General features: G+C 49.2%; 28 protein-coding genes, 1 tRNA gene and 1 pseudogene. 15 read left to right on the forward strand and 15 right to left on the reverse strand.

Going from position 1 to position 24,073, the window contains the following annotated elements; genetic code table 11:
* Positions 1 to 73 precede the first annotated feature (73 nt).
* Entirely contained in the window at positions 74 to 622 is a 549-nt protein-coding gene (idi, locus tag ABLU87_RS12125) for an isopentenyl-diphosphate Delta-isomerase (RefSeq protein ID WP_122117975.1), read from the reverse strand.
* Positions 623 to 968: 346 nt separating this feature from the next.
* Between idi and actS the strand changes: the two genes are divergently transcribed.
* From actS to ABLU87_RS12140, 3 genes are all read left to right on the forward strand, one after another.
* Complete coding sequence (gene actS, locus ABLU87_RS12130; protein WP_004124922.1) at positions 969 to 1,694, forward strand: amidase activator ActS; 726 nt, start codon at positions 969 to 971, stop codon at positions 1,692 to 1,694.
* Between the two features lie 80 nt (positions 1,695 to 1,774).
* A tRNA-Gly gene (locus ABLU87_RS12135) sits at positions 1,775 to 1,848 on the forward strand.
* Between the two features lie 500 nt (positions 1,849 to 2,348).
* Positions 2,349 to 3,347: an aldo/keto reductase gene (locus tag ABLU87_RS12140; RefSeq protein WP_025106003.1), complete on the forward strand. Its 999-nt coding sequence runs from the start codon at positions 2,349 to 2,351 to the stop codon at positions 3,345 to 3,347.
* An 88-nt stretch (positions 3,348 to 3,435) separates the two neighbouring features.
* Here the strand turns inward: ABLU87_RS12140 and ABLU87_RS12145 are convergent, their stop codons facing one another.
* From ABLU87_RS12145 to ABLU87_RS12180, 8 genes are read right to left on the reverse strand one after another with little or no spacing between them, the layout of a single operon-like run.
* Positions 3,436 to 4,611, reverse strand: a complete 1,176-nt coding sequence (locus ABLU87_RS12145; RefSeq protein WP_048260384.1) for an acetyl-CoA C-acetyltransferase — start codon at positions 4,609 to 4,611, stop codon at positions 3,436 to 3,438.
* A complete protein-coding gene (locus ABLU87_RS12150) occupies positions 4,608 to 5,021 on the reverse strand; it encodes a carboxymuconolactone decarboxylase family protein (protein WP_025106005.1) in 414 nt (137 codons plus the stop codon). Before ABLU87_RS12150 ends, ABLU87_RS12145 begins: the two co-directional genes overlap by 4 nt.
* On the reverse strand, positions 5,008 to 6,228 hold the full coding sequence (locus ABLU87_RS12155; protein WP_025106006.1) for an MFS transporter: 1,221 nt from the start codon (positions 6,226 to 6,228) through the stop codon (positions 5,008 to 5,010). Before ABLU87_RS12155 ends, ABLU87_RS12150 begins: the two co-directional genes overlap by 14 nt.
* A 22-nt stretch (positions 6,229 to 6,250) precedes the next feature.
* A complete protein-coding gene (locus tag ABLU87_RS12160) occupies positions 6,251 to 6,901 on the reverse strand; it encodes an HAD-IB family hydrolase (RefSeq protein ID WP_025106007.1) in 651 nt (216 codons plus the stop codon).
* A 3-nt stretch (positions 6,902 to 6,904) separates the two neighbouring features.
* On the reverse strand, positions 6,905 to 7,129 hold the full coding sequence (locus ABLU87_RS12165; RefSeq protein WP_048260381.1) for a tautomerase family protein: 225 nt from the start codon (positions 7,127 to 7,129) through the stop codon (positions 6,905 to 6,907).
* 8 nt (positions 7,130 to 7,137) lie between these two features.
* Positions 7,138 to 7,971 carry a hypothetical protein gene (locus tag ABLU87_RS12170; RefSeq protein WP_048260380.1) on the reverse strand — a complete coding sequence of 278 codons (834 nt, stop codon included), beginning with the start codon at positions 7,969 to 7,971 and terminating at the stop codon, positions 7,138 to 7,140.
* Positions 7,955 to 8,740, reverse strand: coding sequence for an AfsA-related hotdog domain-containing protein (locus ABLU87_RS12175; protein ID WP_025106009.1), 786 nt, complete (start codon positions 8,738 to 8,740; stop codon positions 7,955 to 7,957). Before ABLU87_RS12175 ends, ABLU87_RS12170 begins: the two co-directional genes overlap by 17 nt.
* 10 nt (positions 8,741 to 8,750) lie before the next feature.
* A complete protein-coding gene (locus ABLU87_RS12180) occupies positions 8,751 to 9,362 on the reverse strand; it encodes a hypothetical protein (protein WP_071998069.1) in 612 nt (203 codons plus the stop codon).
* A 192-nt stretch (positions 9,363 to 9,554) separates the two neighbouring features.
* Here ABLU87_RS12180 and ABLU87_RS12185 point away from each other — a divergent pair, with 192 nt between their 5' ends.
* Both ABLU87_RS12185 and ABLU87_RS12190 read left to right on the forward strand, forming a co-directional pair.
* The gene (locus ABLU87_RS12185; protein WP_025106011.1) at positions 9,555 to 10,481 is read left to right on the forward strand and encodes a LysR family transcriptional regulator; all 927 of its coding nucleotides are present in this window, start codon (positions 9,555 to 9,557) and stop codon (positions 10,479 to 10,481) included.
* 198 nt (positions 10,482 to 10,679) lie between these two features.
* Positions 10,680 to 10,823 carry a hypothetical protein gene (locus ABLU87_RS12190; protein WP_157835614.1) on the forward strand — a complete coding sequence of 48 codons (144 nt, stop codon included), beginning with the start codon at positions 10,680 to 10,682 and terminating at the stop codon, positions 10,821 to 10,823.
* Here the strand turns inward: ABLU87_RS12190 and ABLU87_RS12195 are convergent.
* Positions 10,816 to 10,899, reverse strand: a pseudogene (locus ABLU87_RS12195) (hypothetical protein); the annotation flags it as partial. The gene ABLU87_RS12190 and the pseudogene ABLU87_RS12195 sit on opposite strands and share 8 nt — an antisense overlap.
* A gap of 23 nt (positions 10,900 to 10,922) precedes the next feature.
* Here ABLU87_RS12195 and ABLU87_RS12200 point away from each other — a divergent pair.
* Complete coding sequence (locus tag ABLU87_RS12200; protein ID WP_122117611.1) at positions 10,923 to 11,453, forward strand: AAA family ATPase; 531 nt, start codon at positions 10,923 to 10,925, stop codon at positions 11,451 to 11,453.
* Positions 11,454 to 11,789: 336 nt separating this feature from the next.
* On the forward strand, positions 11,790 to 12,755 hold the full coding sequence (locus ABLU87_RS12205) for a sugar-binding domain-containing protein (protein WP_108703535.1): 966 nt from the start codon (positions 11,790 to 11,792) through the stop codon (positions 12,753 to 12,755).
* Positions 12,756 to 13,003: 248 nt separating this feature from the next.
* Here the strand turns inward: ABLU87_RS12205 and ABLU87_RS12210 are convergent, their stop codons facing one another.
* The 4 genes from ABLU87_RS12210 to ABLU87_RS12225 are packed head-to-tail and all read right to left on the reverse strand — an operon-like array spanning position 13,004 to position 15,686.
* Complete coding sequence (locus ABLU87_RS12210; RefSeq protein ID WP_025106014.1) at positions 13,004 to 13,462, reverse strand: PTS sugar transporter subunit IIA; 459 nt, start codon at positions 13,460 to 13,462, stop codon at positions 13,004 to 13,006.
* Between the two features lie 7 nt (positions 13,463 to 13,469).
* On the reverse strand, positions 13,470 to 13,754 hold the full coding sequence (locus ABLU87_RS12215; protein WP_000723161.1) for a PTS sugar transporter subunit IIB: 285 nt from the start codon (positions 13,752 to 13,754) through the stop codon (positions 13,470 to 13,472).
* Between the two features lie 21 nt (positions 13,755 to 13,775).
* Entirely contained in the window at positions 13,776 to 15,146 is a 1,371-nt protein-coding gene (locus tag ABLU87_RS12220; RefSeq protein ID WP_004105509.1) for a PTS transporter subunit IIC, read from the reverse strand.
* Between the two features lie 3 nt (positions 15,147 to 15,149).
* Positions 15,150 to 15,686, reverse strand: coding sequence for an RpiB/LacA/LacB family sugar-phosphate isomerase (locus tag ABLU87_RS12225; protein WP_025106015.1), 537 nt, complete (start codon positions 15,684 to 15,686; stop codon positions 15,150 to 15,152).
* 378 nt (positions 15,687 to 16,064) lie between these two features.
* Here ABLU87_RS12225 and ABLU87_RS12230 point away from each other — a divergent pair, with 378 nt between their 5' ends.
* The 8 genes from ABLU87_RS12230 (at position 16,065) to ABLU87_RS12265 (ending at position 22,018) form a co-directional block, all read left to right on the forward strand.
* A complete protein-coding gene (locus ABLU87_RS12230; RefSeq protein ID WP_025106016.1) occupies positions 16,065 to 16,820 on the forward strand; it encodes a DeoR/GlpR family DNA-binding transcription regulator in 756 nt (251 codons plus the stop codon).
* 327 nt (positions 16,821 to 17,147) lie between these two features.
* Positions 17,148 to 17,627 carry a PTS galactitol transporter subunit IIA gene (gatA, locus tag ABLU87_RS12235; protein WP_051586028.1) on the forward strand — a complete coding sequence of 160 codons (480 nt, stop codon included), beginning with the start codon at positions 17,148 to 17,150 and terminating at the stop codon, positions 17,625 to 17,627.
* A 21-nt stretch (positions 17,628 to 17,648) separates the two neighbouring features.
* Positions 17,649 to 17,942 carry a PTS sugar transporter subunit IIB gene (locus tag ABLU87_RS12240; protein ID WP_025106018.1) on the forward strand — a complete coding sequence of 98 codons (294 nt, stop codon included), beginning with the start codon at positions 17,649 to 17,651 and terminating at the stop codon, positions 17,940 to 17,942.
* A 27-nt stretch (positions 17,943 to 17,969) separates the two neighbouring features.
* Positions 17,970 to 19,223, forward strand: a complete 1,254-nt coding sequence (locus ABLU87_RS12245) for a PTS transporter subunit IIC (protein WP_025106019.1) — start codon at positions 17,970 to 17,972, stop codon at positions 19,221 to 19,223.
* Between the two features lie 18 nt (positions 19,224 to 19,241).
* Positions 19,242 to 19,886: a ribulose-phosphate 3-epimerase gene (gene rpe, locus ABLU87_RS12250; protein WP_122117966.1), complete on the forward strand. Its 645-nt coding sequence runs from the start codon at positions 19,242 to 19,244 to the stop codon at positions 19,884 to 19,886.
* Between the two features lie 122 nt (positions 19,887 to 20,008).
* Positions 20,009 to 20,761, forward strand: a complete 753-nt coding sequence (locus ABLU87_RS12255; protein ID WP_072124470.1) for an SDR family NAD(P)-dependent oxidoreductase — start codon at positions 20,009 to 20,011, stop codon at positions 20,759 to 20,761.
* A 15-nt stretch (positions 20,762 to 20,776) separates the two neighbouring features.
* Complete coding sequence (gene hxlB, locus ABLU87_RS12260; protein ID WP_122117380.1) at positions 20,777 to 21,337, forward strand: 6-phospho-3-hexuloisomerase; 561 nt, start codon at positions 20,777 to 20,779, stop codon at positions 21,335 to 21,337.
* 66 nt (positions 21,338 to 21,403) lie between these two features.
* A complete protein-coding gene (locus ABLU87_RS12265) occupies positions 21,404 to 22,018 on the forward strand; it encodes a DUF2913 family protein (RefSeq protein ID WP_183129339.1) in 615 nt (204 codons plus the stop codon).
* A gap of 226 nt (positions 22,019 to 22,244) precedes the next feature.
* Here ABLU87_RS12265 and ABLU87_RS12270 read toward each other — a convergent pair whose 3' ends face one another.
* Entirely contained in the window at positions 22,245 to 23,894 is a 1,650-nt protein-coding gene (locus tag ABLU87_RS12270; protein WP_122117382.1) for an OFA family MFS transporter, read from the reverse strand.
* Positions 23,895 to 24,073 lie beyond the last annotated feature (179 nt).

Below are 24,073 nucleotides of genomic sequence, written 5' to 3' on the forward strand. Positions count from 1 at the left end.
CGGATTCTTACACAGCCACTGGATCGATCAACCGATCCTTAACTGATCGGCATTACAGCAGAGCTGGGTTTTTTTATGCCTGGTTGCTAAAGCTGATTAATGCGTTACGCGCATTATCGTCCGCCGCCTGCAGCACCATCCACGGGCTAAAAGCCCAGGGCGTCGCGCGAATCCCGCTTAACACATCCGCAAGATTGCTCCACTGAAAATCCATCACTTCGTCAGGATTTATCCGTAACGCGCTGGCGACTCGCGCCGCATAGACCGGGCAGACCTCGTTTTCGACAATGCCATTCGGCGCAACGGCCCGATAGCGGAATCCCGGGAAGACCGGGGCGATGCGGGTAATCTCAACGCCGAGCTCAAAGCGGCAGCGGCGCTCAACGGCCTGTTCAAAGGTTTCGCCGGTTTGCGGATGCCCGCAGACTGAGTTCGTCCATACGCCTGGCCAGGCTTTTTTGCCCAGCGAGCGGCGCGTGACCAGCAGTTGGCCTTGTTCATTGAACAGCCAGCTGGAAAACGCGAGATGCAGAGGGGTATTGAAGGTGTGGGCGGCATACTTCTCCAGCATACCTGTAGGCTTATCTTGCTCGTCCAGCAAAATGACATGTTCCCCGGCCATGACAACTCCTGAAATAAAAAATGACCCGGCACAAACCCGCCGGGTCATGTACTCAGGCCACTAGGGTAGCCCATAAATGGGACAAAGGCATTACCAAAACATGTTGGCCTCCGGGGAGAGCGTGATATTGCAGAGGTGCCGGCAGGGGGCTAATTGAATCACGAGCGGTTTAACCCGGACGCACCGCGACGCTCCCGGACTCTCCCGGGAGAGCGAAGATGTTCAGCCGTTTAGCAGGCCTTTAATACTTCTGTATGACGGGTAGCGATTGGGGAATGCCTTAGGGACTGGTATGATAATCGCCCTGGTTTTGAGGTGAATGTTCGTGTTAAGCGCAGGATGCCTGATGAGAAAACGCTTTGTTATTGCAATAATGTTGCTGAGCAGCCTGATCGTCGCGGGGTGTTCCAGCTCATCCGATTCCGGTTCTACCTACACCGTGAAGCGCGGCGACACGCTGTACGCTATCTCACGTTCCACTGGCACCAGCGTCAGGGATCTCGCCCGTCTCAATAATATTTCACCTCCCTATACCATCGAAGTCGGGCAAAAGCTGAAGCTAAACAGCGGTTCCGGGACCACGGCGAAGGCGGGGGCATCCGGCAAGAAATCGTCAGCGAAACGTACCGCCGCCGTGACGCCATCTTCGGCGGTGCCGCAATCCTCCTGGCCGCCGGTCGGGCAACGCTGCTGGCGCTGGCCAACCAGCGGTAAAGTAGTGCTGCCATACTCCACCAGCGATGGCGGCAATAAAGGTATCGATATCGCCGGTAAGCGCGGCCAGCCGGTGTATGCGGCAGGGGCGGGCAAAGTGGTGTACGTGGGCAACCAGCTGCGCGGCTACGGCAACCTGATTATGATTAAGCATAATGAGGACTATATCAGCGCCTACGCGCACAACGACAAGCTAATGGTGAATAACGGCCAGAGCGTGAAGATTGGCCAGCAGATTGCCACCATGGGCAGCTCGGACGCGGATTCCGTGCGCCTGCATTTCCAGATTCGCTACCGGGCGACGGCGATCGACCCGCTGCGCTATTTGCCGCCGCAGGGCAGTAAGCCTAAGTGCTAAAAGGTTATTTTATCGGCATTTAGCCTGGTTTGGGCTTGTCAGCGGGTGCGTAAGGTCTATAATGACCCTCGCACCTCCTCGCGGGCGTAGTTCAATGGTAGAACGAGAGCTTCCCAAGCTCTATACGAGGGTTCGATTCCCTTCGCCCGCTCCAGAATATCTCCCGCTGTGGCAAAACTTCATTAAAATTCTCATTTCTATCAACAGCTTGCCTTAGCTAAATTGTCTGTAATCGTCCTACCATTGAACGATAGTTTACCAACACAAGGTACACTGTTAGTGGTCACGGTACTTGCACACCACATGCAGGCGCTGCCAGCGGTTCGGCCTCGCGCCTTCGGATACATGGTCATCCTGATGTCTGACATACCCTGATGTTGTCGCCTGACGGCTCCGCGAGGTGTCTTACCACCAACGGGCTTTATGGATGGAATTGTCCAAAATCAGGGAAAAAGGGAAGGCTGGATCTCTCCAGCCTTTGGCGGTCATTCGGTCCCTGATTTCTTCCTGCCGGTGCATGCATACCGACACGCCAGCGCGTTACGAGCTACACCTTATGCAGCCCGCCTTGATACTTTTTTTGCATAACGAAAATGACAATTCATTAACCGTAATCGGGGTGAAACAATCATGGTGTAAAAAAAAGGAGTCATTATGCATACCCGAAATTTATCTCAAAACCTTATTGTCAGTTCAGTCGGCTATGGTGCGATGGGACTGAGCGAATTTTATGGCCAGACAGATGACAAGGCTTCCCGGCAGCTATTACATAAACTCATTGACCTGGATATTACGTTCATTGATACCGCTAACCTGTACGGGCGGGGTCACAATGAACGGCTGATTGGCCACTTTCTTGCCGGACTCGATAAGGCTACGCGTGAGCAGTTCAGAATTGCCACAAAGTGCGGAATCGATCGGGCGCCTGATGAGGCTTATGCCCGCACCATTAACAATCAACCGGACTACATTACCCACTGCTGTAATGAATCCCTCAAAAGGCTCGGCGTTGAACGGATCGATCTGTTCTATCTTCACAGGGTCAGCCCGGCGACGCCTGTCGAGGAGAGCATGGAATGTCTGAGCCGTCTCATCAAAGATGGAAAGATCAATCATATCGGACTTTGTGAAGTCTCTGCATCGACCCTTCGCCGGGCCCATGCTGTACACCCAATCACAGCCCTGCAGACAGAATATTCACTATGGACACGTGACATTGAAGATGAAATCCTGCCGACAGTGAAAGAGCTGGGGATTGGCCTGGTACCCTATTCTCCGCTGGGAAGGGGGTTCCTGACAGGAAAATACCGTAAAAACAGTGATTTTTCTGAAGGTGACTTCCGTAAAAATAATGAGCGTTTCATTCAGTCCAGCCTTGATCACAACGTACAGCTTCTCGATGCTGTTCTCCCGCTTACTGAAAAGTACGGTTGTTCCTCGGGTCAGGTGGCGCTGGCCTGGCTGCTCGCGCAGTACGATAAGCTGGTACCGATCCCCGGTACCAAGCACATCAGTTATCTGGCCGAAAATGCGCAGGCGGCTGACATCGCTCTGGACAAATCAGATGTTGCGCTACTGAACGATATTCACCAGCGCGTTGAGATTAAAGGCGGCCGGTATTCTGAAGAAGGTATGAAAGGCGTTAACGCCTGAAATCCGTTTACATAATATGAAACCGGGCATTGCCCGGTTATTTTGTTTTTATTAACAGCCCAGCCGCTGTACAGCCGATAATTTTTCTTCAGCGGTAAACGCTCAGCGCCACCCCTTCACCGCCGCCAACACACAGCGCTGCAACACCGCGTTTATTATCATTACGCAGGAGTCCATGCACGAGGGTGACCAGAATGCGGCATCCCGAGGCACCGATAGCATGCCCGAGTGCGATTGCTCCGCCATAGGGATTAATACGATCGGGTGAAATACCCGTCTGGTCAACCACTGCCAGCGCCTGGGCTGCAAACGCTTCATTGGACTCCAGGTGATCAACATCTTCTGGTTTCCAGCCAGAGCGGGAAAGACAGTCTGCGATAGCCTGTACCGGAGCGGCACCCATTAATGCCGGCTTAATCCCCGAATTCGCAAACGCGGCAAGAGACGCTAAAACCAGCAGCCCACGTGCCTCGGCAGTTTTTCTGGTACAAAGAAGGACAGCGGCCGCGCCATCATTAAGAGAGGATGCATTACCTGCCGTCACAGTTCCTCCCTTTCTGAAAACGGGTTTCAGCTGCATTAGTTTTTCAATGCTGGTTTTGCGGGGGCCTTCATCCGTGTCAACTCTCAGGGTTTTACCTTTCCTGTCCTGCCATTCAACGGGAACTATTTCACGAGCAAATATTCCCTTTTCCTGAGCATCCATTGCCTTTATGTGGGACAGTAGCGCGTATTCATCTTGCATTTCGCGACTGATGCTGAACTCAGCTGCAACATTTTCGGCGGTGACGCCCATATGGTTATTATCGAAAGCATCCCAGAGTCCATCGGACACCACGCTATCCCTCATATTACAATCCCCCAGCCTTGTCCCTGAGCGTGAAGCCATCAGAATATGAGGGGCGTTAGACATGCTCTCCTGACCGCCGGCAATGACGAATTCTGCCTCACCCGTCTGCAGCGCCAGCATGGCCAGATGAACTGATTTGAGACCTGAACCGCAGACCTTGTTAATCGTCAGACATTGCGTTTCAACGGGTAGCCCGGCGTTCAGCGCGGACTGACGTGCGGGATTCTGGCCACATCCTGCCGTCAGTACCTGTCCCATAATAACCTGAGAAATCTCACTGGCCTCCACTCCTGAGTCTTCAAGAAGCGCACGAATGACGTGACTCCCGAGTTCTGCTGCGGAATGGCCCGACAGGGAACCCATGAATGCACCCGTTGCAGTACGTTTTGCAGAAACAATCACAACTTCGTTCATGACATTTCCTCTTTCAGGCCAGGCAGAGTATGGCCGGTCGCCGCCATAGCGGCGCGGTAGGCCGTCAGGCCGTTCATGCATGCCGGAACGCCGGCATAGATAGCCATCTGTATCACGATTTCAAGCAGCTCTTCCGGGGTGACGCCGGTATTGAGTGCCGCTCTCATGTGTAATTCAAGCTGTGGCATTGCGTTACCCAGCGTCACAAGCGAAGCAACCGTCAGCATTTCTCTCGTTCTGAGATCTAGTCCGGGACGGCCAACCACAGCACCAAAAGCGTAATCGGTAATCAGGGCCGGCAAGGTGGAATCAATTTCGCTCAGTCGGGTGGTGACTTTATCGGCGAGTCCGGACTCAAGACGATCCATAATATCTCTGCCATAACGTGTCAGCTCATCAGTTGGGCTCATAATATTTCTCCGGAGTGGTTTGTTCAGACCTCAGGCGCGTCGGAATAGCGGCAACGAGCAGGACAGAAAGTCCGATAGCTGCGCCGGCTGCGATATAAAGCAGTGGGACGGAAAAAGCGGATACCATCCAGGCACCTGCAGATGCCCCGACACCAATAGCGGTATTGAAGAATGAAACGTAAACCGCGGACGCCGGGAAGGCTTTATCTTCCGCCAGGCGCAGGACCCACGTCTGGAAGCCCACAAAAATCCCGGATACAGCCACGCCCCAGATAACCATTGCGGTAAAGACCGCAGTGCCTGAAAGGGATGTACCGGATAAACCCAGAAATACCAGCACAGCACAGATAAGCACGACCGATACCGATACCGTTGCTTTGAGATGTTTATCAATCATCATTCCGGTGAGAAAATTGCCGGCAAGACCAGCGATACCGTAAACAAACAGAACCGCCGGGATGACGGATGTGGCAAGGGAATGCTGCGTGTGCAGCCAGGGTTCAATGTATGTAAAAGCGGCAAAGTGTGCGGTTACGGCCAGTAACGTGGCGGAATAAATTTTCCACAGCGCGGAGGATTTAAATACGCTTTTGAGCGCCCCCAGGCCGATCGCACTTTTACTGGTTATCTGTGGCACCAGTATGGTAATGCCGGCAAAGGCAACCACGCTGAGTAAAGCCATCAGCCAGAACGCCTGTCTCCAGCCGAAGTGTATACCAATATAATTTGATATCGGCACGCCAAATACGCTGGCAGCCGAGACGCCACCAAAAACGATAGACGTTGCCGCGCCAAGGAATCGGGCTGGCACGATAGCCACTGCGGTGGCGCCGATCATCGCCCAGAATGCGCCATGTGCCAGCGCGCCCAGTACGCGCGCGACTAGCAGTATGGCGTATGTGTTTACCGTGGCGGCAAGAACGTTAGAAAGAAAAAGTATGACCGTGAGTGTGAGCAGAAGCCGCTTCTTGGCCACATTACCAAGGAATACTGATGCAAAGAGTGCGCTCAGTGCGCCCACCCAGGCGTAAAGTGAAACCGTCATGCCAACCGCTGACTCAGAGGCGCCAAGTCCCTCTGCAATGGGCGTCAGCAGGCCTACCGGAGCCAGTTCGGTGGTAACGATAGTAAACGTTGAAAGAGCCAGAATAAACAAGGCAAGCCAAGACCTGAAGGTCATATCCTGCGGGGATTTTTCTGAATGCATATATTCTTACCTCAAGGTTGGTTTAAATAACCTGCCAGCGATGTGTTATCGCGTGTCTGGCCAGCGCTGAATGTTTTCCTACGCAGACAGGGTGGCCGGTTGATGCAAGCATCGGAATGTCAGAGAGATCGTCACCATAGGCATAACAGTCAGAAGGATTAATATTTCTCTGTTCGCAAAACTGAAGGAGCGCATCTTTCTTTCCGTCACCAATCGTCTGTGGATAACCTATTTCACCCGTCATTTCCCCTGCAGCAGTGAACTTCAGTGGTGCGCAAAGAATATCTTTCACGCCAAGGTATCTTGCGACAGGAGAAAGAACGGGAAGCATTGAACCGGATATAAAAACAATATCCATATTTTCAGCCTGATGTTTTTTAAGAGCCGAAACCGCGCTTCCTATAAACAATTCTGAATTCAGCTTAAATCTGAACCATTTTTCACCAGCCTCTTCAAGCGCCTTATAACTGATACCTGCAAATTGCCGGTAGTACTCCCTGTTGAGATGCTCACGGGGAATTCCTTTTTTAACTTCAGACTGGAAATTCGCCATATACTTATGGAGTTTAATGGGTTCATTATTCTCCTTGCACCAGAAGTCAAAAAAATCAAACATACTTTTAATATTGATCAGCGTCTCATCGACGTCAAAAAAAGCGGCGGCCTGTTGCAAAACTCACTCCTCGTAATTTTTCCTTCGGCTTTTTTCCTGAAAATCTTTATGGTTTCCGGGAACCCCTGCGTCTGCCCAGCGAGAAGGATGTATTTCAGAAATGACAACCGAGATTTTATCCAGCGGCGCTCCGGTATGTTTATGCACAGCAAACGTAATATCTTCCTGGAGCCGGATAATTTCACCTTCATCTTTTACAGGCCAAGTGGTGATGTGAACAAATGGCATATTTTACCTCACTCTACGGTAGTAAATTCATCGAAGGAACGGACCTTCAGTTTTAAATGAGCATGGATGTCACCACCCAGACCATAAAGTCCGATTGCGCCGCCGTAGCTCTGGCGGGAACTCATATACAGGACAACAACGTTAATAATCCGGTTTTCATTCCGTTCATGTGCCGGGAAGGGATCGGGCAATTCCGCCCAGTAATCTGCATTACCGTTATGATCGGTAATAAATACGTTAGGTATGCCCAGAGGTCCCGGTCGGCTTGGATTCTCAGTCGCTAAATCTTTTTCCCGAAGGCTCATCACGGTATAAACACTGTCGGGAACAAGATTACGGAAAGAAAACGTAAACCTTGCGCGCCTGCTGTCTTCAGACAGACAGACATCCAGCGTACCCTCCGCATGCATCCAGTTTTCCAGAGTGACAGGCTGTACCTGACGTTTGCCATCACTGCTGCGGTAATCAGCAATATAGCCTTCATGCAGAGGCAGACTGGGGCGGCTTTCGGTGTTCGCCTGCGGCCGCTGCTCCGGTGCAAAAAGCATCCCGTAATTATTTGATGGGATGGGTAAAGGAAGGGTATGCAGGATGATATCCTTAACTTCATCCTGCGACATACCTTCAATATCTCGCAGTATTCTGTAAGGCTTCGTCGCGCCGAATTCGGGCACGGGGCTGTCTGCTGCCACAAGCACGCTTCGCCATTCCAGCCCGTTATCACCCGGCACCATGCCAACCACCACAAAGTTGCCGTTACCGTCCATGACCTCCGCAGGGGGGTAAAGCGGCCCCTGCGTGGTCACAGCCAGGCGGTATGTTCGGCTAGCTGATTTGGACATGCGTCACCCCGTGTGTCGCGATGTTCTGTTCAGCAATTGCCGCCTGCATGGCGGCTTCAGCCAGCAGTTTTTCCTTTTCAGCAATCAGAGCTGAAGGATATACGGTGAACGATACATCCATCGTCGCGCAAAGCGTCTGATGCTGAGTCACGCGAACCTGCGCTCTGAAACGCCCCCTTCGCTCATTAATGTCCTTCTCAAGGAATTCAAAATGGACCAGCGCTGGTAAAGGAAACAGAAAGCTGGAAAAGGTCGTCGCCATGCTGTTAATGACGTAGTAGCGTCCTGCTTCTTGCTTATAAATAAACTCTTCGGTAACGGCGATAAAAGCCTGACGACTTGCCTCGACCAGAAGCATCCCCTGAATATGCTGGCCGGTCTGATGATCGGCCATGAGCTCACAGCGTTCGTCAATCAGCAGCGGCATTGCAAAAAGATCACTGTTATGTTCGGTCTGCTCTGCTGAGCCGATAAGAACATTCTGCTCCAGCCTTTTATGACAATGTGCATTTTTTTTATCTCTGACCAATTTTTCCAGAGAGCACATTTTAAGTTTATTGCCATGAACAACATTTCTTGCCTGATTCGAAATGACTTTTCCTGCGAAATCTTTACGTACACCCTGGCCGATAATAATCTCATGTTCTTTATCAATAATGTTGGCTGGAATTTGCGAAAGTAATTCAAGCTGAGAAATTGTCAGAACATCTTTACCATTTGCGAATTCATTAAACTTATCGCCTACAATAACCAGTTTTTTATAGTTCATTTATCATTCCTCAGCTGCAACAGGCATGGTAGATGCGGGTGTAAAGTCCTTCATTGCCTCCGGTGATGTAATTGTCTCCAGCTTGCTGGATAATTTCCTGGTAACGCGCATTGGTGAAGGCTTCCTTATAGGATTGCTTATCGCCATTGAAGGAGGAGATAAACATTACACCCGGAACACCGCTAATAAGAGAGTGGAATGCTTCAAAGCTTTCAATTTTATCTTTATTGTCCCTGACAACATTAAAAATGGTCTCATCGCGCCACTGACGATACTGCTGATAATTATGAGCCGGAACTTCAACATGGCGAAGTTGAATGTACTGGCTTTCAGGGAGATCTTTCTTGTTGTCAATCGGAGATTCTACAAACTTAAGCAATTCTCTGCGAATATCTGCAGAAAGAACATCAGCCAGCCTGTGGAACATGGATACCATCTCTTCTTCTACCCACGAAATTTCCTTGATGTCGTTAAATGCACGCAGCTCCAGAAGTTCATTCACTCCCTGCTCTTCTGAATAATAGTATCGTGTGCTGCCGCTGTTTTTTAAGAACGAGAAATCAGCAGCGGAAACATTATTTTTTAACGGAAAGCGTGAGACCAGTACATAGTTAGCTGACATTTTCATCTCCAAATAGATTTCTGATTGAGTTCGGGAGAAATTTATCAATCTGTGACGAGGATGGAATTGTTTAATGTGTAATTCAATTTTCGTATTACTGTAAACAGACTGATCCCTGATATGATCATTCGTGTTAACACTCAGAATACAAAAGAGTTTAGAATAAATTTTTTGACTGGCAGGCTCGAATCTATGGCGATCGCAGGACACCTGATAAGTAACCACCTCCCCAGCGTTAAACAGCTCCAGTGCTTCCTTGCTGTTGCTCATGAACTGAATTTTCGCAGAGCTGCTGAACGGCTCAGAATGACTCAGCCTCCGTTAACCCGACATATAAAGTGCCTCGAAGGCGTGCTGAATCAGCAGTTATTCAGCCGCAGTACGCATGACGTCAGCCTGACGGAGGCTGGCCAGGCACTGGTAATAAGAGCAGAGAAGATTCTGCTGGAGCTTAATGAACTGAAAACCGGTTCACTGGCATCCGGGGGGAAGGTACGGATCGGCCTTACCCGGACGCTTAATTTTGAATTTATCGAACCCGTCAGCAGACAGCTTATCGAACTGGATGCCGGAGACGACGTTGAAACACCTAATCTGACTTCTGCCCAGCTCCTTCAATGCCTGTCAAAAAACACGCTTGACCTCGTGCTTACGGGGGAAAAGGGCACTGGCCATGAAGATATGGTTCAGTATCGCTGGGTTTGCTGCGAACCGCTGCTGATAGCAATGCCGGCCATACATCCCGCCAGCCTGAAAGAAAAAGTATCACTCAAAGACGTCAGTGATTTACCACTTTTCTGGTTTTCAAGAAGCGCAAACCCTTCATTTTATGACAAATGTGAAAGTTTTTTTGAACAGCTCAATGTCCCGCTCAAAAGGGTTAAAGAGCCGGATGATTCACTCGTTATGCTCACCCGCATCGCAAGAGGCAAAGGGTTTGCACTGATGCCCCAGTCGAAATGCACGTTTAATCAGGAAGGGCTGTGCTACCGCGAACTGACAGACGATGAATCTCAGAAACTGAATATTGATATCTACTCGGCAATCAGGGTCAATGAGACGCGGGAGGCTGTACTGGATGCTCAGAACGTCTTATGTGGGAAAAATTTTTCCGGCTGAAGAGTTTATATGGGGTCATGATTGGATAGCGAAAATTATTATACTACAAGGGATTACCCGGCATGAGATGGCAGGCACGCCTCTCTATCTGACGTCGCCAGGCTACAATAATCACTGAATCCCAGGCGCTTGATCAACTGTACTTCTTTATCCTGGCGCTACGTCTCTCTTTCACTTTGTCATGAGATACTGCTAGCTATGAGCAACGTCACCATTTATCACAATCTGGCCTGCGGGACGGTATCATTATCGCTGAACGATATTCTGGAGGGTGACTATGACTATTATCTGCAGACGCTTCCTGATGCCGCTTATGCAGTTTCAGCCAGTATTGAATATTAATAATGCCTGGCTGAATAAGAACCCTGGTCAGGTAAGATGGAAAATCACCAATAATCATCGCCAGCGGCAATAACATGACGCTGCCGTAATGGGATATCGATGTTACTGATCTTTGGCGGTCTGCCCGGTACCGGAAAATCAACCATCGCTCGCCTGCTGGCCGCCAGGCTGGGGGCCGTCTGGTTACGGATTGATTCAATTGAACAGGCGCTGATTCGCGCCGAAACCGTCACCAGGCACGATATAGGGCCGGCCGGATATCTGGTGGCGTATGCCATTGCTGCGGATAACCTCAGGCAGGGCAACGTGGTGATTGCCGACTCAGTTAACCCTATAGCCATTACCCGCCAGGCATGGAGAGCGGTCGCGACCGAGAATGCCGCGCCTTATCTGGAGATAGAACTGACCTGCTCCGACCAAATGCAGCATCGGTATCGCGTGGAAAACCGAGTGGCGGATATTCGCGGTCATATCCTGCCGGACTGGCAAAAGGTTATCGCCCGTGAGTACCAACCCTGGCGCACCGCCAGCCTGACTCTGGATACCTCGGTGCTGACCGCCGAAGAGGCGGTAGAGCGGATCGTTGAGCATATTGCGTTACGCGGCCGCCACGCGCCGGTAGGTTCATAGAGGAAGCCGGACAAACGTTTGCAGGGCACATAAAAGAAGGCGCCTGCGCATCTCCGGTGAAACAATAGCCCAGTGTTATGAAACGAAGTTTCTTGAGATATCTCGAGTGTTCAGAAACTTGAGTTGTAAGGTATTGTTCGGTCGTTCATATTTTCGTTCTCAACGATTAGCACCATTTACAATTCACATTGTCAGACCGGTTTACATCACAAAACACAAAATTCCGTCAAGGTTCCGTATCTGATGAGCAATTAAAAGTGTACTCTTTTGAGTATTGCATCTGAGCATGTCGCTCGAATGACTTGTGATGCCTCTTGTTATATATGGATAACCGCTATGCCTAAAGAGAACAAAAATCCGAAACTGCGCAACTACGATCCTCGTTTTATCTACTCTCTTGTTGTTAAGCGTTACTTCTCTGAAATGAAGACAAAGATAGAAATCGCTGAGGAACTCGGTCTGTCCCGCTTCAAAGTTGCACGCCTGATTGATGAAGCCATTGCGCAAGAGTATGTAAAATTTACTTTTCCTAAACAGCAGGCTCTGGACGAGGAAATAGCGCAAAATTTGTGTAAAAAATACGGATTGCAGGATGCCGTTGTACTCTCTGTTTCTGAATCCTGGTCTTCGCAGGAACAATTAAACGTCAAGCTGGGAGGGATAACGGCGACCTACTTGAGTGAAATTCTCAAAGAGGGAATGAAGTTTGGTCTCGCCTGGGGACGGGTACTCTCAAGTACGGTGAGTCAACTGACGACATTACCTGTTCTGGATGTGGTTCAGCTTTCTGGCGTTCATCCAGGCATTGAATTTAGTCAGGGGCCCATTGATTTGATTCACAAAGTTGCTGCTATTTCCCACGGAAGAGCACACCCAATGTATGTCCCTATGTGGGTAGATGACGAAAGTTTAGCCCAGAAACTTGCAGACGATCAGGCTGTTCAGGATACGCAAAAGTTTTACTCAAGTATGGATGTCGTTATTACGGGCATTGGGGCCTGGAAAACCGGTTCTTCCAGTCTGTGCGATATATTCCCTGAAGCATGGCGTGAGACTTTAATGAGCCAGGACATTACCGCTGATGTATGCGTAACCCTGGTAAATAGTAAAGGGGAAATACTCGATAGCCCGCTAAGCCGCCTGGGTTTCGGCATTACGACAGAACAATTGCGCGCCACAAAAAAACTGATTGGGGTTGCTGGGGGGGACGAAAAATATGAAGGCATTGTTGCCTCTCTCAAATCAGGCCTTCTGAATGTGCTGATCACTGATTTTGATACGGCTATCAAACTGCTGGATTAATAGCCGCTAGCGCTTAACGCCTCGCCGGTATTATTTGATATCAGCGTGGCGTTCCTTCATCGTCTGGTTTGTTTGATTAAGATTGGCCATTAATGACAGAACAATAATGTCATAGGTCAGCAGGGAAGCCTGTTCGAAAAGAGAGCCCATCGGTTGGGCGCTGTGATCTGCCTGGATAGTGAGTACTTTTTCATGATGGGCATTCTTTTATTGAAAAAGGCAGATAGGGGATATCTGCCTTTTGTTTATCAGGATGCTACAAGCATCTCTTCGACATATTTCCCGACTTCGTGCGTTTTGAGATTACGGCACGACTCGATGAACGAAATATCCTGGAAGAGCGTAAAGAGGCGGCGCAGCACAGACATATGCTGATCGCTGGTGGCGAATGCGAGATTAAACATAATGCTGCATTCCACTGTGAGGTCAGCATCTTCCATCTGACCAAACACGACACCTTTATCAAAACGCACAATGCTTATGCTGTTGGTTTTTACCAGCGTATAGTCTGCATGCGGGATGGCAATGCCCTGACCGTTCGCCATCAATAAACCAGTTGGATAAGTCTTCTCACGCTCCAGGCAGGCCTGAATATACTCGGGAGTGATATAGCCTTTTTCCAACAGCTTCTGGCCGGCAAACTCAATTGCTGCATGCCAGTCAGCGATCGTACCCTCGACGTCATTTACCAGAATCTCAAGTTTCATTATTCACCTACTTAAGCATTTCTTCTTTAACAGCATCAAAAATTTCATCTTCGCCCAGGCCCGTTAACAGGCCTGCACCCACAATCACGCGAGTGGTGATCCCCGGGTTATCCAGCTTGGTTGAAGAAACAATCAGGTCATAGCTGTTAAACGTGTCCGTGGTGCAGGCCATCAAAGAGGATTTATCGACCTGCGCTTCGATATTCTGTTCTTTCAGGTAGTCCTGCAGGACAGAAACCATAATGGAAGAGGAGGCAATGCCGTTTCCGCATACAACTAAAATCTTTTTCATTTTCAATTACCTTATGAAGTTTTAAGCCGTTTTTTCTGCCTCAGTTTTCAACTGACGGCGCGCTTTCTGTTTGAGTAAATAGCCTACGGACAACAGCAACACAGCGGCGAGAGCATAACCTGCAATGCCAACATGGCTGAGTCCAGCAAAGAGACCGGTGAACGGGTTAGCTGAAGGGTTTAGCGATGAGTACATCACGCTGGCATCAGGATTAGTGCCGAATTTCTGAAACACTTCATTTGTTGCTGGAGCCATCCAGGATGCGATGTATAAGCCGCCGCCAAACAGGATGATAGAAGTCACCCAGGTACGAATAATGTTGCCATTAAAAACCGGCACCATGCACGCAATAAAGAATACGAACTGCGAGAGGTCCCCCAGCGGCATCACTCGGTTGCCGGGAAGGACAACAGCGAGGATAACAATGACCGGGATCAGCAGCAGTGCAGGCGCGATAACTGAAGGATGACCAACAATCAACGCGGTATCCATCCCGACAGTGATCTCACGGTCCGGGAAACGTTTAACCAGTTTCTTACGTGCCACGTTGGATAGCGGAACCAGACCTTCCATCATGATTGAGGTCATGCGTGGCAGCAGGAGCATCACAGCGGCAAGGTACATACCCAACTGCAGGCTGGCGATAATGGTGTGATACGGCGATTCCCAACCATATCCACAGAAGCCAAGAAGAATACCAATAATGAAACCAACCATGGTCGGATCGCCAAGGATACCAAAGCGTTTCTGAATGCTTTCCGCCGTAACGTTCAGATTACGGAACCCAGGGATGCGGTCGTAAATCCAGTTAAACGGATAAGCGAACAGCAAATAGGTGTTTGCAACCGGGTGGGAGATGGCAACGCCTTTTGGCAGATTGAAGAATTTCTCGTTGTTTTTAGCACCCAGGTCAGCTGCGATAAGCGCCCAGACATGGAACAATGCAGCCGTAAGAACACCGTAGAGGAAACTGCCAGAGTAAGCGCCAACAATTGCCCCCATAGAGGCATTCTGATGAAGGTTAAACACGTCAACGTTTACGCAGTCCGTGAGACGGGCCACCAGCATGGCAATATTCACCGCGACGCACAGAGGGATAATAATTGCCCCCATACTTGAGCCAAAACCCATTACGGCTGTGGCTGCGCCGCCAACATCAATGGCGCTCAGCGAGGAGCCGGTGGCCTCAGCAAGTCCCGTCACCGCTGGCTGCATTTTTTCAAGCATCAGCTTGATGGTCATGGTTAATGCAATAAAACCAATGCCGACTTTAATGGCTGATGAAATACACTCCGACAGGGGACGCCCCAAGAGTTTCATCAGTATAAGGAAGATGACCGGTATAAAAATAAAGTTACCCAGGTCATTGATAAACTGTGTGATCAGTTCCATTTATTAGCCCTCAGATTTCTCATCATCTGGTCTGAAACCCATATTCCATTGAACATCTTCAGGTTTCGTCAGCAATGCGTTGTCACTGCGTTCTGCTTCCAGTAGATTCTTTTTGGAATTTTCCCTTGCAGTGGCAAAGTCGAACGCGTTGTCATACCAGGCATCAACGATCATTTTTGTGTATTCAAGATCATTAACTCTGCAGCCAAGTCCAATCACCTGCGCATTGTTACTTAGTCTTGCTCGCTTGGCCGAGTAGGGGTTGGTGACGGCGACAGCACGAATCCCCCAGTGCTTATTTATCTGGCAAGTAAAGCCAATTCCGGTTCCGCAAATGTAGATACCGAGGCGGCATTCGTCCCGCTGAATAACACCTGCCATTTCATCCGCAAGACGAGCGAAGTTGTTGAAACCGTCTTCTTTTCGTTTAACGGGATCGTACACGACCTCTGCATTTTTCTCTTCTTCGAGGTACTTTTTAATTTCCTCCTTACGATCAAACCCTACATCGTCACATGCGATTGCAATTTTCGTTTTCATCTCAACTAACCTGTCATAAAGAACTTAAGCCAAGTATGCGGTTGGTAAATATTGGTTGTCAACTGAGATCTAAATCACAAATTTTATAACTTATTGATTTTACTTGAATTAAAAACCAATAAAAACAAATAAATACTAATTTATGCCAATTAAGCAGTACTATTCAGGGAAGGGGTATTTACAGTTAGTAGGAATGGAACTTGATTTTGTTTAATTATTTGTTTGATTTTAAATGGTTTTGTTTTTTTCCGTTGTTTGCACGAATAAACGTCCACAGGCCGATGGCGACTCGTCTTCTCCTTGGGTTTGTTTTAGTTTGTATCTTCTGTGCTATGATTCGCTTCATTGCATTGAGTTGAAAGGTTATAGGGGGGAAGGATGTACCTGGTTGAAGAAAGGAGAAAATTGATCCTGGAAGAGATCATTTCGGCGGGTACCGTGTACGTTAGCGATCTTGCCAAAAAGTATGAGGTCACTTATGAAACCATCCGCAAAGATCTCACCTACCTTGAAAAAAAAGGGCTGCTGGTTAAAAGCCACGGAGGGGCGACCTTAAAGCAGGGGGCTGTCGAACATCCTTTCCAGGTCAGGGAAAAAGAAAACAGTACTTTCAAACAAGCTATCGCCAGAAAAGCGCTGGACTTTATCCCCCCCAATAGCTCAATGATCATTGGTACAGGGAGTTCTAACTATGAACTGGCCAATCTGTTGTGCATGAAATCTGGCTTTAAAATTTTTACCGATTCTTTGCCGGTGGCCAGTGTGCTGATCGAGTCAGATAACCAGGTCTTTTTGTTCGGCGGAGAACTGAGGAGGAAAAGCTCTTCTGTCTTTGGTGGGTGGGCTGTGTCAATGATTAATGATATTAACGTTGATCTCTGCTTTATCGGCACCGATGGCTTCAACAATATGACGGGCCCCTCCACTCCGTCCTCCTCGGATGCCTTTCTGGATCGAACGATCATTGCCCATTCCGAGAAGAAATATATCCTGGGCGATTACACTAAGTTCCAGCGAAGCAGCTTATTTAAGATCTGCGACTGGTCTGAGATTACCGCGCTGATCACTAATGATATTGCTGATAAAGACGGTGTTGCCGAAGTTGCGAAGCATACGACAGTGGTAACCTGTTGATTCTAAATTCAATCATTTCAATAACGGTACATCTCATGTGCCGTTGTCCTGCAAATACAACTGCAACCTGAATACATTGCTCATAAGAGCATTTAAAGCAGCGCCATTGAAAAACTTCTCAGAATCAATCACATTATTAAAATGCTATAAAAATCATTATATTAAGCATATTTCGCTTATTGGTGGTAGGTGATATTTGCTCATATGAGTAATTTTTATAATGCGCTTATGTTATTTTGTGTGATCGAGATATAACTTTTGCAAGCTCCCCATTTCAGCAATTCACTGATGTGCTATAACTGCTCATGTGATTAAGCTTATGCTCACATGAGCAAATGGTTAGGTGAGGAGAAAAAAGTGGGTGCAATTTCTATCAATGTCGCGGATGGGGCGGCGTACAAAAATTATGATGAAGTGCTGGAGCATATTCACCAGAAACATCTGGCCGATGGGATTGTAAGAGAGACTTACCTCCAGGCGCTGCGTGAACGTGAAGCCGACTACCCAACTGGAATTTTACTGGACGGCTATGCTGTCGCCATCCCTCATTGCGATAGTCAGCACGCCGTCAGCCCGGCGATTTATATCATTCGTTTGCCACAGGAAATAGAAGTTAATCAGGCTGATGGCGATGAAAAATTGTGGGTTCGCCTGGTTGTCAACCTGGTTGTAACTCAACCTGCAGATCAATTGCAGTTGTTGAAGGCGTTGTTTAACCACCTTCAGCTAGCTGATTTTTACCACCAGATGCTGGAGCTTCCTGCTGAAGAAGCAAAGGCATTGTTTATTAACACGATAATTAAATAACAATTACCCGGAGATTTTACCATGATTACTATCCTCGTAGCCTGCGGAAGCGGTGTAGCAACCTCCACACTTGCCGCTGATGAAGTTAAATCGGTTTGTGCTGAATACGGCATTGCCAACGTTAAGATTAATAAATGCAGCATGTCCGAACTGTCCTCCGAAATGCAAAGCGCTGATGTGGTGCTGACAACGAATAATTATAAAGGTGATATTGGTAAGCCGCACATGAGCGTCGCAGGTTTTATTACCGGTATTAACGAAGCCGCGCTGCGTAAAAAATTAGGTGAACTGTTAAGCGAAATTTCCAAAGGCTAAAGTCTAAAAAAGACGGGGGATGGTTAAATGGAAATGTTAAAAAGCATTATGTTTACTATTACAAGCATGGGCGCTACAGCAATATTGCCGCTTGTTATTTTCCTTTTAGGTCTGGTTTTTCGAATGAAAGTGGGTGCCGCCATTAAATCTGGCATCACTGTCGGTATCGGTTTCATCGGTCTGGGGCTGGTTGTTGGGCTGCTAAATACAGCCCTGCAGCCAGCAATTACGTATTATTCAAAAATTGGCAGCGGGTTCACCGTGGCTGATATTGGATGGCCTGCCGTTGGCGCAGCTGCGTGGGTTGCCCCGTTTGCTGCAATGGTTATTCCTATTGGCATTATCCTGAACCTGATCCTGGTTCGTCTGAAGCTTACCAAAACTCTTAATGTGGACATCTGGAACTACATGCATTTCCTGGTTCCGGGGGCTCTTGCGTATTTCGTCTTTGACAGCTTTTTCCTTGGGTTGGGTGTCGCCGTGGCTCTGAGCGTAGCCGCACTGTTTATTGGCGATCTTATTGCGCCAAGATGGCAGAAATACTACGGCCTGGAGGGGACGACCTGTACCACAATGATCCACATCGGATGGACACTTCCATTTGCATGGGTTGTTAACAAAATTATCGATTTCATTCCGGGTTTAAACAAGCTGGATGTGGATTTAGAGAGCGTTCAGAAACGACTGGGTGTATTCGGTGAACCCGCGATCATCGGTGTGATTGTCGGTTGTCTCCTGGGATTGTTAACCAAACAACCCATTACAACCATCGTGCCAATGGCGATGGGCGTGGCTGGCGTCATGGTGCTGTTGCCAAAAGTAGTTGGGGTCCTTATGGAAGGGCTCAACCCGATAGGTAAAAGTGCTAAAGAAATCATGCAAAAGCAGATGGGTAAAGATGCGGAACTGAATATCGGGATGGACTGCGCCCTGGCGCTTGGCGATCCGGCAACGGTGACTGTCACCGTTATTACCATCCCTCTGACAATGCTTTGTGCGCTGGTTTTACCGGGTATTCAGATATTCCCAATCGGCGTGCTGATGTCAATTATCTACATGACGACCATGACGGTCATGGTCAGTAACGGCAACGTTATTCGCTCGATTATCTCAACCTTACTGTTCTGTGTGGTGGTTATGTATCTGGGGGGATATGTCGCGCCCGGTGCAACTCAGTTCCTGAACGGTGCTGGCGTCGGCCTGAATGGCCAGGGTACGGACTTCGTATTAACCGGCCCATGGGAGATTCTGACCTACTGGTTGAGCACAGTTACTCATTAATTTACGGAGTTGACTAAAATGGCACAAATTTTACCATCAGTATTTGGTGCAAACATATTACGTTTGCAGGAAGAAATTCAGTTTCTGGAAACAGAAAAAACAGAAATTCTGCATGTTGATTTAATGGATGGCACTTATGTAAGCAATATAGCTTTCGGTCCGAACCAAATTGCAGCGATGAAAAAAGCCAGTTCAATGACATTTGATGTACATATGATGCTGGCAAATCCGGAAAGACATGTTGATGAAGTTATTAATACCGGCGCGGAAATGATCTCGGTTCATTATGAATCAACGCCGCACGTTCATTATATTATCCAGAAGATCAAGAAAGCGGGGCGCAAAGCTGGCGTAGTGCTTAATCCGGGGACGCCAGAAAACGTAATTGAGTATCTTCTGGATGATATTGATTACATTTTAATTATGACCATTAATCCAGGTCAGCCCGGCCAGACTTTTATTGAAAAAAGTCTGGAGAAAATCAGGAATACTAAAAAAATGGTTGCCGGTCGTAATATTCAGATCGAGGTCGATGGCGGCGTCAACGTTGAAATCGCGAAAAAGGTAAAGGATGCGGGTGCTGATTTAATTGTCGTTGGTGGTGCGCTATTTAACGGTTCTCCGAAAGAAAGCTATCAGGCATTAAGGGCAGCGATCCAATAACAGTTTACTACCAAATAAACCCAGTAACCCTACAAGCTATTATTAGCATTAATTAAATTACCAATTACCTGAAAGGGGAGTTGTCCTCCCCTTTGTCATAAGATTTTGAGGAGTATAGTGAAATGAGTAATTTTGAAGGTAAAGTCGCGCTAGTAACCGGTGGGGCACATGGCATCGGTAAAGGTATTGCTAAGCAATTCGCTGACCGTGGGGCTCATACGGTCATTGTCGATTACAATGAGGAAAATGGCAAAAAGACCGCTGAAGAGTTAACTTTCGGTAATGTTAAATCCTTATTCGTTAAAACCGATGTATCCGATCCGAAAGCTTTGGAAAACGTTCGCGAGCAGGTTTTTCAAACCTTCGGACGCATTGATATTTTGGTATTAAATGCAGGTGTGGCGTTTGCTAATAAGGTCAATAACATCACTTTTGAAGAGTGGAATAAAACGATAGCGATTAACCTTACTGGCCTGTTTAACACCGTCAAAGCATTCTATGACGACTTCACCACTAATCATGGATCTATCGTTTATATCTCGTCCGGCTCGGCGCTTTCCGGCACCGGCGGCGGCGTGAGTTACCCGGCCAGTAAAGCTGGCGGTGAGGGATTGATTCGCGGCCTGGCAAAAGAATTAGGGCCGAAGGGGGTCAACGTTAATGCTATCGCTCCACGTCTGATTGATACCGGTGAAATGATGCGTGTCAATTACCCAACTCAGGCCGATCTTGATGCTGTTCTGGAAAAAATTCCGGTGCGCCGTCTTGGCACCATTGACGATGTGGCAAACCTGGCAATCTTTTTGGCTGATAAAGACAACTCGTACATCCAGGGGCAAACCATTCTGATGGATGGTGGTCGTACCATCGCTTAAAAGGGAGAGAATCACATGAGCGTTCAACAAAACACTTTAAATATCCTGAGCGAATTGCAGCAAAATGCGATGAAGATTGATGATGCCCAGGCTGCGCAATTCGTCGCACAGATCAAGAATGCCAAACATATCTTTCTGCAGGGCGCGGGCCGTAGCGGCATCGCCATCCGCGGCTTTGCAAACCGTCTGCTCCACCTCGGTTTTTCAGTAAGCGTTATTGGCGAAATTTCTTCTCCTCATACGAAGCCGGGCGATCTGGTCATTATTGGTTCCGGCAGCGGTGAGACCGGCAGTCTGGTGAGCCTGGCGCAGAAGGCCGTAGCCTGTGGCGTGGATGTGGCGCTTGTCACAATGAAAGCGGAGTCCACAATCGGCAAACTGGCCAAAAGCACTCTTGTGTTGCCTGGAACCGTGAAAGGAGACAACGAGCGTGAAGACGGTGCTTTTTCACAGCCTATGGGATCGGCTTTTGAGCAGCTCTGCTTTATCGCCTATGACGCAATCGTGCTTGAGCTGATGGCCCAGCTCGGCGAAACCAGCGAAACGATGTTTAAGAGACACGCTGACCTTGAGTAATCGGCAGAAAACGTCCCTTGAAGGGACGTTTCCTTTTTAGCATTAATGTCGTTGGTTCTTTTGCGCATGAACAAAGATTCTTCTTACGACAATATTGGGCATTTAGCCTGGTGTGCTTTGGTGGCTCTCGGCCTTCAGCGGCACGATCGGCTCGTTGTTACCGAGGCCGAGGAAAACCTTTTTCTGACACGCTGGCTGGCCACTGCCCGAAAACAGAAAAGATTCTCCAGACATTTAACTGCGGATATAGACTGGTTGCTTGCTCAGGGACGCCGACTTGGCGTTCGGGCGCGTTTGTATCAGAAACTGCATTATTTATGGCTCATGAGCAGCGGCGATCTTCACAATATGCCGGATCTACTTCGATTGACCTATGCTATCAAAATGGCAAAAGCTGGCGGTTGGCAATACTTTCTTGTCGATGAGAAAAAGATGGCGGCGGGTATCAGTAGATTTCACAATATCAATTCGTTTTGCCTGGAAAGAACAGCTGTTGAGGCCGGATTTGATTCTAATGGGAAGCAAATAGCCCCACTTCCTATCCGGGTGTTTGGTCAAATTGAGAAACTGCAGTCACTTCTGGACTGCTTTGGCCTTAAACTCGACAAAATCGAATCATATTCAAACGAGCATTTCGCAGCCAATTCATCGTTGTTTGTACTACAGGCGCAGATGACTTGATCGAAAATGCGCAACTCCATGTATTTATTAATCCAGGAAATAAGTCCTCTACCACGGGTTTGGGAAGCGTTGCTCTACGTCACATCGTTTTTACGGGACACCAAAAATCCACCTCGTAATTATTCGTCTCGCTGTACCAGATTAAACCTGCGATGAAGACCGGGCGGTATCTTTAGCGCGCCATTGCTATCTCAAGCCGATGCCGTCCGGCATCGGCGGCAAAAACCTACATAAAGAATTTCACGGCCTGCTGGAGGGTGGTACCGACGCCCCATAACAGCGGCACGCTCACCGCTAACCAGCTTATGGTTAACAGCAGCGTGGACGGGCGGGGCTCCCACGTGAGCTGGGCATCCTTGTTGATGGTATACAGTCCTTTCGCCTGCTGCTGCTGTTCCGCGGTCATCGCATGCTCTTCCGTCAGCGGACGCACCAGCTGATTACAGATAAAACCCAACACCAGCAGGCCGGTCAGGACCATCAGCGTAATATCGTAGACGCGCTCGGGCGAAACCCCGTGCGTTAGCTGATACTCGCGCAGATAGTTCACCAGAACCGGGCCGCTGATCCCCGCCGCCGACCAGGCGGTTAACAGGCGCCCGTGAATCGCGCCCACCATTTGTGAGCCAAAGACGTCGGCCAGATAGGCGGGAATACTGGCAAAGCCTCCGCCGTACATCGAAATGATAATGCACATTGCGCAGACATACAGCGCGATATAGCCGCCGTGATTCACCAGCGGCAACGTGCCGTACAGCACGGCGCCCAGGCAGAAAATGATCGCAAAGGTCATTTTGCGCCCGCACAGGTCGGATACCGATGCCCAGAAAAAACGTCCCAGGATGTTAAACAGGCTGAGCAGACCGGTAAATCCTGCGGCCATGGTTGCAATGCGTTTCAGCTGCTCGCCGTTCAGCTCATGCCAACTGAGATCGAGCGACAGCAGTTTGCCGGCAAAGATCTCCTGCAGCATCGGCGAAGCCATACCGAGAATGCCGATCCCCGCGGTGACGTTGAGCCACAGCACCATCCACAGCAGCCAGAACTGCGGAGTGCGGCAGGCAACGCGGACGTGCACCTGGATCGTGGGATTATTGCGGATCGTTTTTTGCGCCTTCTCACCCGAAGGATGCCAGCCCATGGGCGGCAGGCGATAGCCAAAGGTACCGGCGAGCATAAACAGCGCATAAATCGCCGCCAGCGCCAGAATGCTTTGCCATACCCCGTTGCCGGCCGGCCCGGCGAAGTAATTCATCAGACCGTTTGCCAGCGGCGCGCCCACCAGCGCTCCCCCGCCAAAACCCATAATCGCCATCCCGGCCGCCATTCCGCGCTTGTCAGGAAACCAGCGCAACAGCGTCGAAACCGGTGAAATATAGCCCAGTCCGAGACCGATTCCGCCGATGACCCCGGCCCCCAGCCACAGCAGCCATAGCTGATGGAAATAGATAGCGACGCTGGATAGCAGCAGGCCGCCGCACCAGCACAAGGTGGCAATAAAGCTCACCAGCCGCGGTCCAACCTTCTCAAGCCAGCTGCCCCACAGCGCCGCCGAACAGCCGAGAAAAACAAAAAACAGCGTGTAGGTCCAGCCCAGCATGGAGATTTTCCAGTCGCAATCGCGGGTAAACAGCTGCTGCCAGAACGACATCGTGACGGGGCATTGCAAGGACGCGCTTCCTCCTATGAGCTGCGACATAGGCAGCCAGTAAACGGAAAATCCATAGGCCATACCTATGCAGAGATGAACCGCCAGCGCGGCCGGTGGCACCAGCCAGCGGTTAAAGCCGGGCCTGGCGATGATACGGGGTTTCGCGAAAAAATCGCGGAGGGGAGAGACCGGTGCGGTCGCGATGTTTTCATTCATTTGCGCCATTTTCCTGTCCTTTTTATCGATATTAGCCGACGAATGCTGCGGTCGGGGAACGTAGATAAAAGGCAAGAACGGTGCCATTTGATTAAATTGTGTACAAAAATGGCGACTGAAGCGAGCAAGCTTCGCCGAACGGCTGAGGCGAAAAGCCCTCCATCGGCGAAGGAGGCACCGCCCGCGAT

It is taken from the genome of Klebsiella sp. CB_Kp196, from assembly GCF_040061575.1.
GTDB classification, from domain to species: Bacteria; Pseudomonadota; Gammaproteobacteria; order Enterobacterales; family Enterobacteriaceae; genus Klebsiella; species Klebsiella michiganensis.

Excerpts from the sequence above, each read along its gene's own strand:
- idi (WP_122117975.1), bottom strand. The coding sequence starts at position 622 with ATGGCCGGGGAACATGTCATTTTGCTGGACGAGCAAGATAAGCCTACA.
- actS (WP_004124922.1), top strand. The coding sequence starts at position 969 with ATGAGAAAACGCTTTGTTATTGCAATAATGTTGCTGAGCAGCCTGATC.
- ABLU87_RS12140 (WP_025106003.1), top strand. The coding sequence starts at position 2,349 with ATGCATACCCGAAATTTATCTCAAAACCTTATTGTCAGTTCAGTCGGC.
- ABLU87_RS12145 (WP_048260384.1), bottom strand. The coding sequence starts at position 4,611 with ATGAACGAAGTTGTGATTGTTTCTGCAAAACGTACTGCAACGGGTGCA.
- ABLU87_RS12150 (WP_025106005.1), bottom strand. The coding sequence starts at position 5,021 with ATGAGCCCAACTGATGAGCTGACACGTTATGGCAGAGATATTATGGAT.
- ABLU87_RS12155 (WP_025106006.1), bottom strand. The coding sequence starts at position 6,228 with ATGCATTCAGAAAAATCCCCGCAGGATATGACCTTCAGGTCTTGGCTT.
- ABLU87_RS12165 (WP_048260381.1), bottom strand. The coding sequence starts at position 7,129 with ATGCCATTTGTTCACATCACCACTTGGCCTGTAAAAGATGAAGGTGAA.
- ABLU87_RS12170 (WP_048260380.1), bottom strand. The coding sequence starts at position 7,971 with ATGTCCAAATCAGCTAGCCGAACATACCGCCTGGCTGTGACCACGCAG.
- ABLU87_RS12175 (WP_025106009.1), bottom strand. The coding sequence starts at position 8,740 with ATGAACTATAAAAAACTGGTTATTGTAGGCGATAAGTTTAATGAATTC.
- ABLU87_RS12180 (WP_071998069.1), bottom strand. The coding sequence starts at position 9,362 with ATGTCAGCTAACTATGTACTGGTCTCACGCTTTCCGTTAAAAAATAAT.
- ABLU87_RS12185 (WP_025106011.1), top strand. The coding sequence starts at position 9,555 with ATGGCGATCGCAGGACACCTGATAAGTAACCACCTCCCCAGCGTTAAA.
- ABLU87_RS12190 (WP_157835614.1), top strand. The coding sequence starts at position 10,680 with ATGAGCAACGTCACCATTTATCACAATCTGGCCTGCGGGACGGTATCA.
- ABLU87_RS12200 (WP_122117611.1), top strand. The coding sequence starts at position 10,923 with ATGTTACTGATCTTTGGCGGTCTGCCCGGTACCGGAAAATCAACCATC.
- ABLU87_RS12205 (WP_108703535.1), top strand. The coding sequence starts at position 11,790 with ATGCCTAAAGAGAACAAAAATCCGAAACTGCGCAACTACGATCCTCGT.
- ABLU87_RS12210 (WP_025106014.1), bottom strand. The coding sequence starts at position 13,462 with ATGAAACTTGAGATTCTGGTAAATGACGTCGAGGGTACGATCGCTGAC.
- ABLU87_RS12215 (WP_000723161.1), bottom strand. The coding sequence starts at position 13,754 with ATGAAAAAGATTTTAGTTGTATGCGGAAACGGCATTGCCTCCTCTTCC.
- ABLU87_RS12220 (WP_004105509.1), bottom strand. The coding sequence starts at position 15,146 with ATGGAACTGATCACACAGTTTATCAATGACCTGGGTAACTTTATTTTT.
- ABLU87_RS12225 (WP_025106015.1), bottom strand. The coding sequence starts at position 15,686 with ATGAAAACGAAAATTGCAATCGCATGTGACGATGTAGGGTTTGATCGT.
- ABLU87_RS12230 (WP_025106016.1), top strand. The coding sequence starts at position 16,065 with ATGTACCTGGTTGAAGAAAGGAGAAAATTGATCCTGGAAGAGATCATT.
- gatA (WP_051586028.1), top strand. The coding sequence starts at position 17,148 with ATGAGCAAATGGTTAGGTGAGGAGAAAAAAGTGGGTGCAATTTCTATC.
- ABLU87_RS12240 (WP_025106018.1), top strand. The coding sequence starts at position 17,649 with ATGATTACTATCCTCGTAGCCTGCGGAAGCGGTGTAGCAACCTCCACA.
- ABLU87_RS12245 (WP_025106019.1), top strand. The coding sequence starts at position 17,970 with ATGGAAATGTTAAAAAGCATTATGTTTACTATTACAAGCATGGGCGCT.
- rpe (WP_122117966.1), top strand. The coding sequence starts at position 19,242 with ATGGCACAAATTTTACCATCAGTATTTGGTGCAAACATATTACGTTTG.
- ABLU87_RS12255 (WP_072124470.1), top strand. The coding sequence starts at position 20,009 with ATGAGTAATTTTGAAGGTAAAGTCGCGCTAGTAACCGGTGGGGCACAT.
- hxlB (WP_122117380.1), top strand. The coding sequence starts at position 20,777 with ATGAGCGTTCAACAAAACACTTTAAATATCCTGAGCGAATTGCAGCAA.
- ABLU87_RS12265 (WP_183129339.1), top strand. The coding sequence starts at position 21,404 with ATGAACAAAGATTCTTCTTACGACAATATTGGGCATTTAGCCTGGTGT.
- ABLU87_RS12270 (WP_122117382.1), bottom strand. The coding sequence starts at position 23,894 with ATGGCGCAAATGAATGAAAACATCGCGACCGCACCGGTCTCTCCCCTC.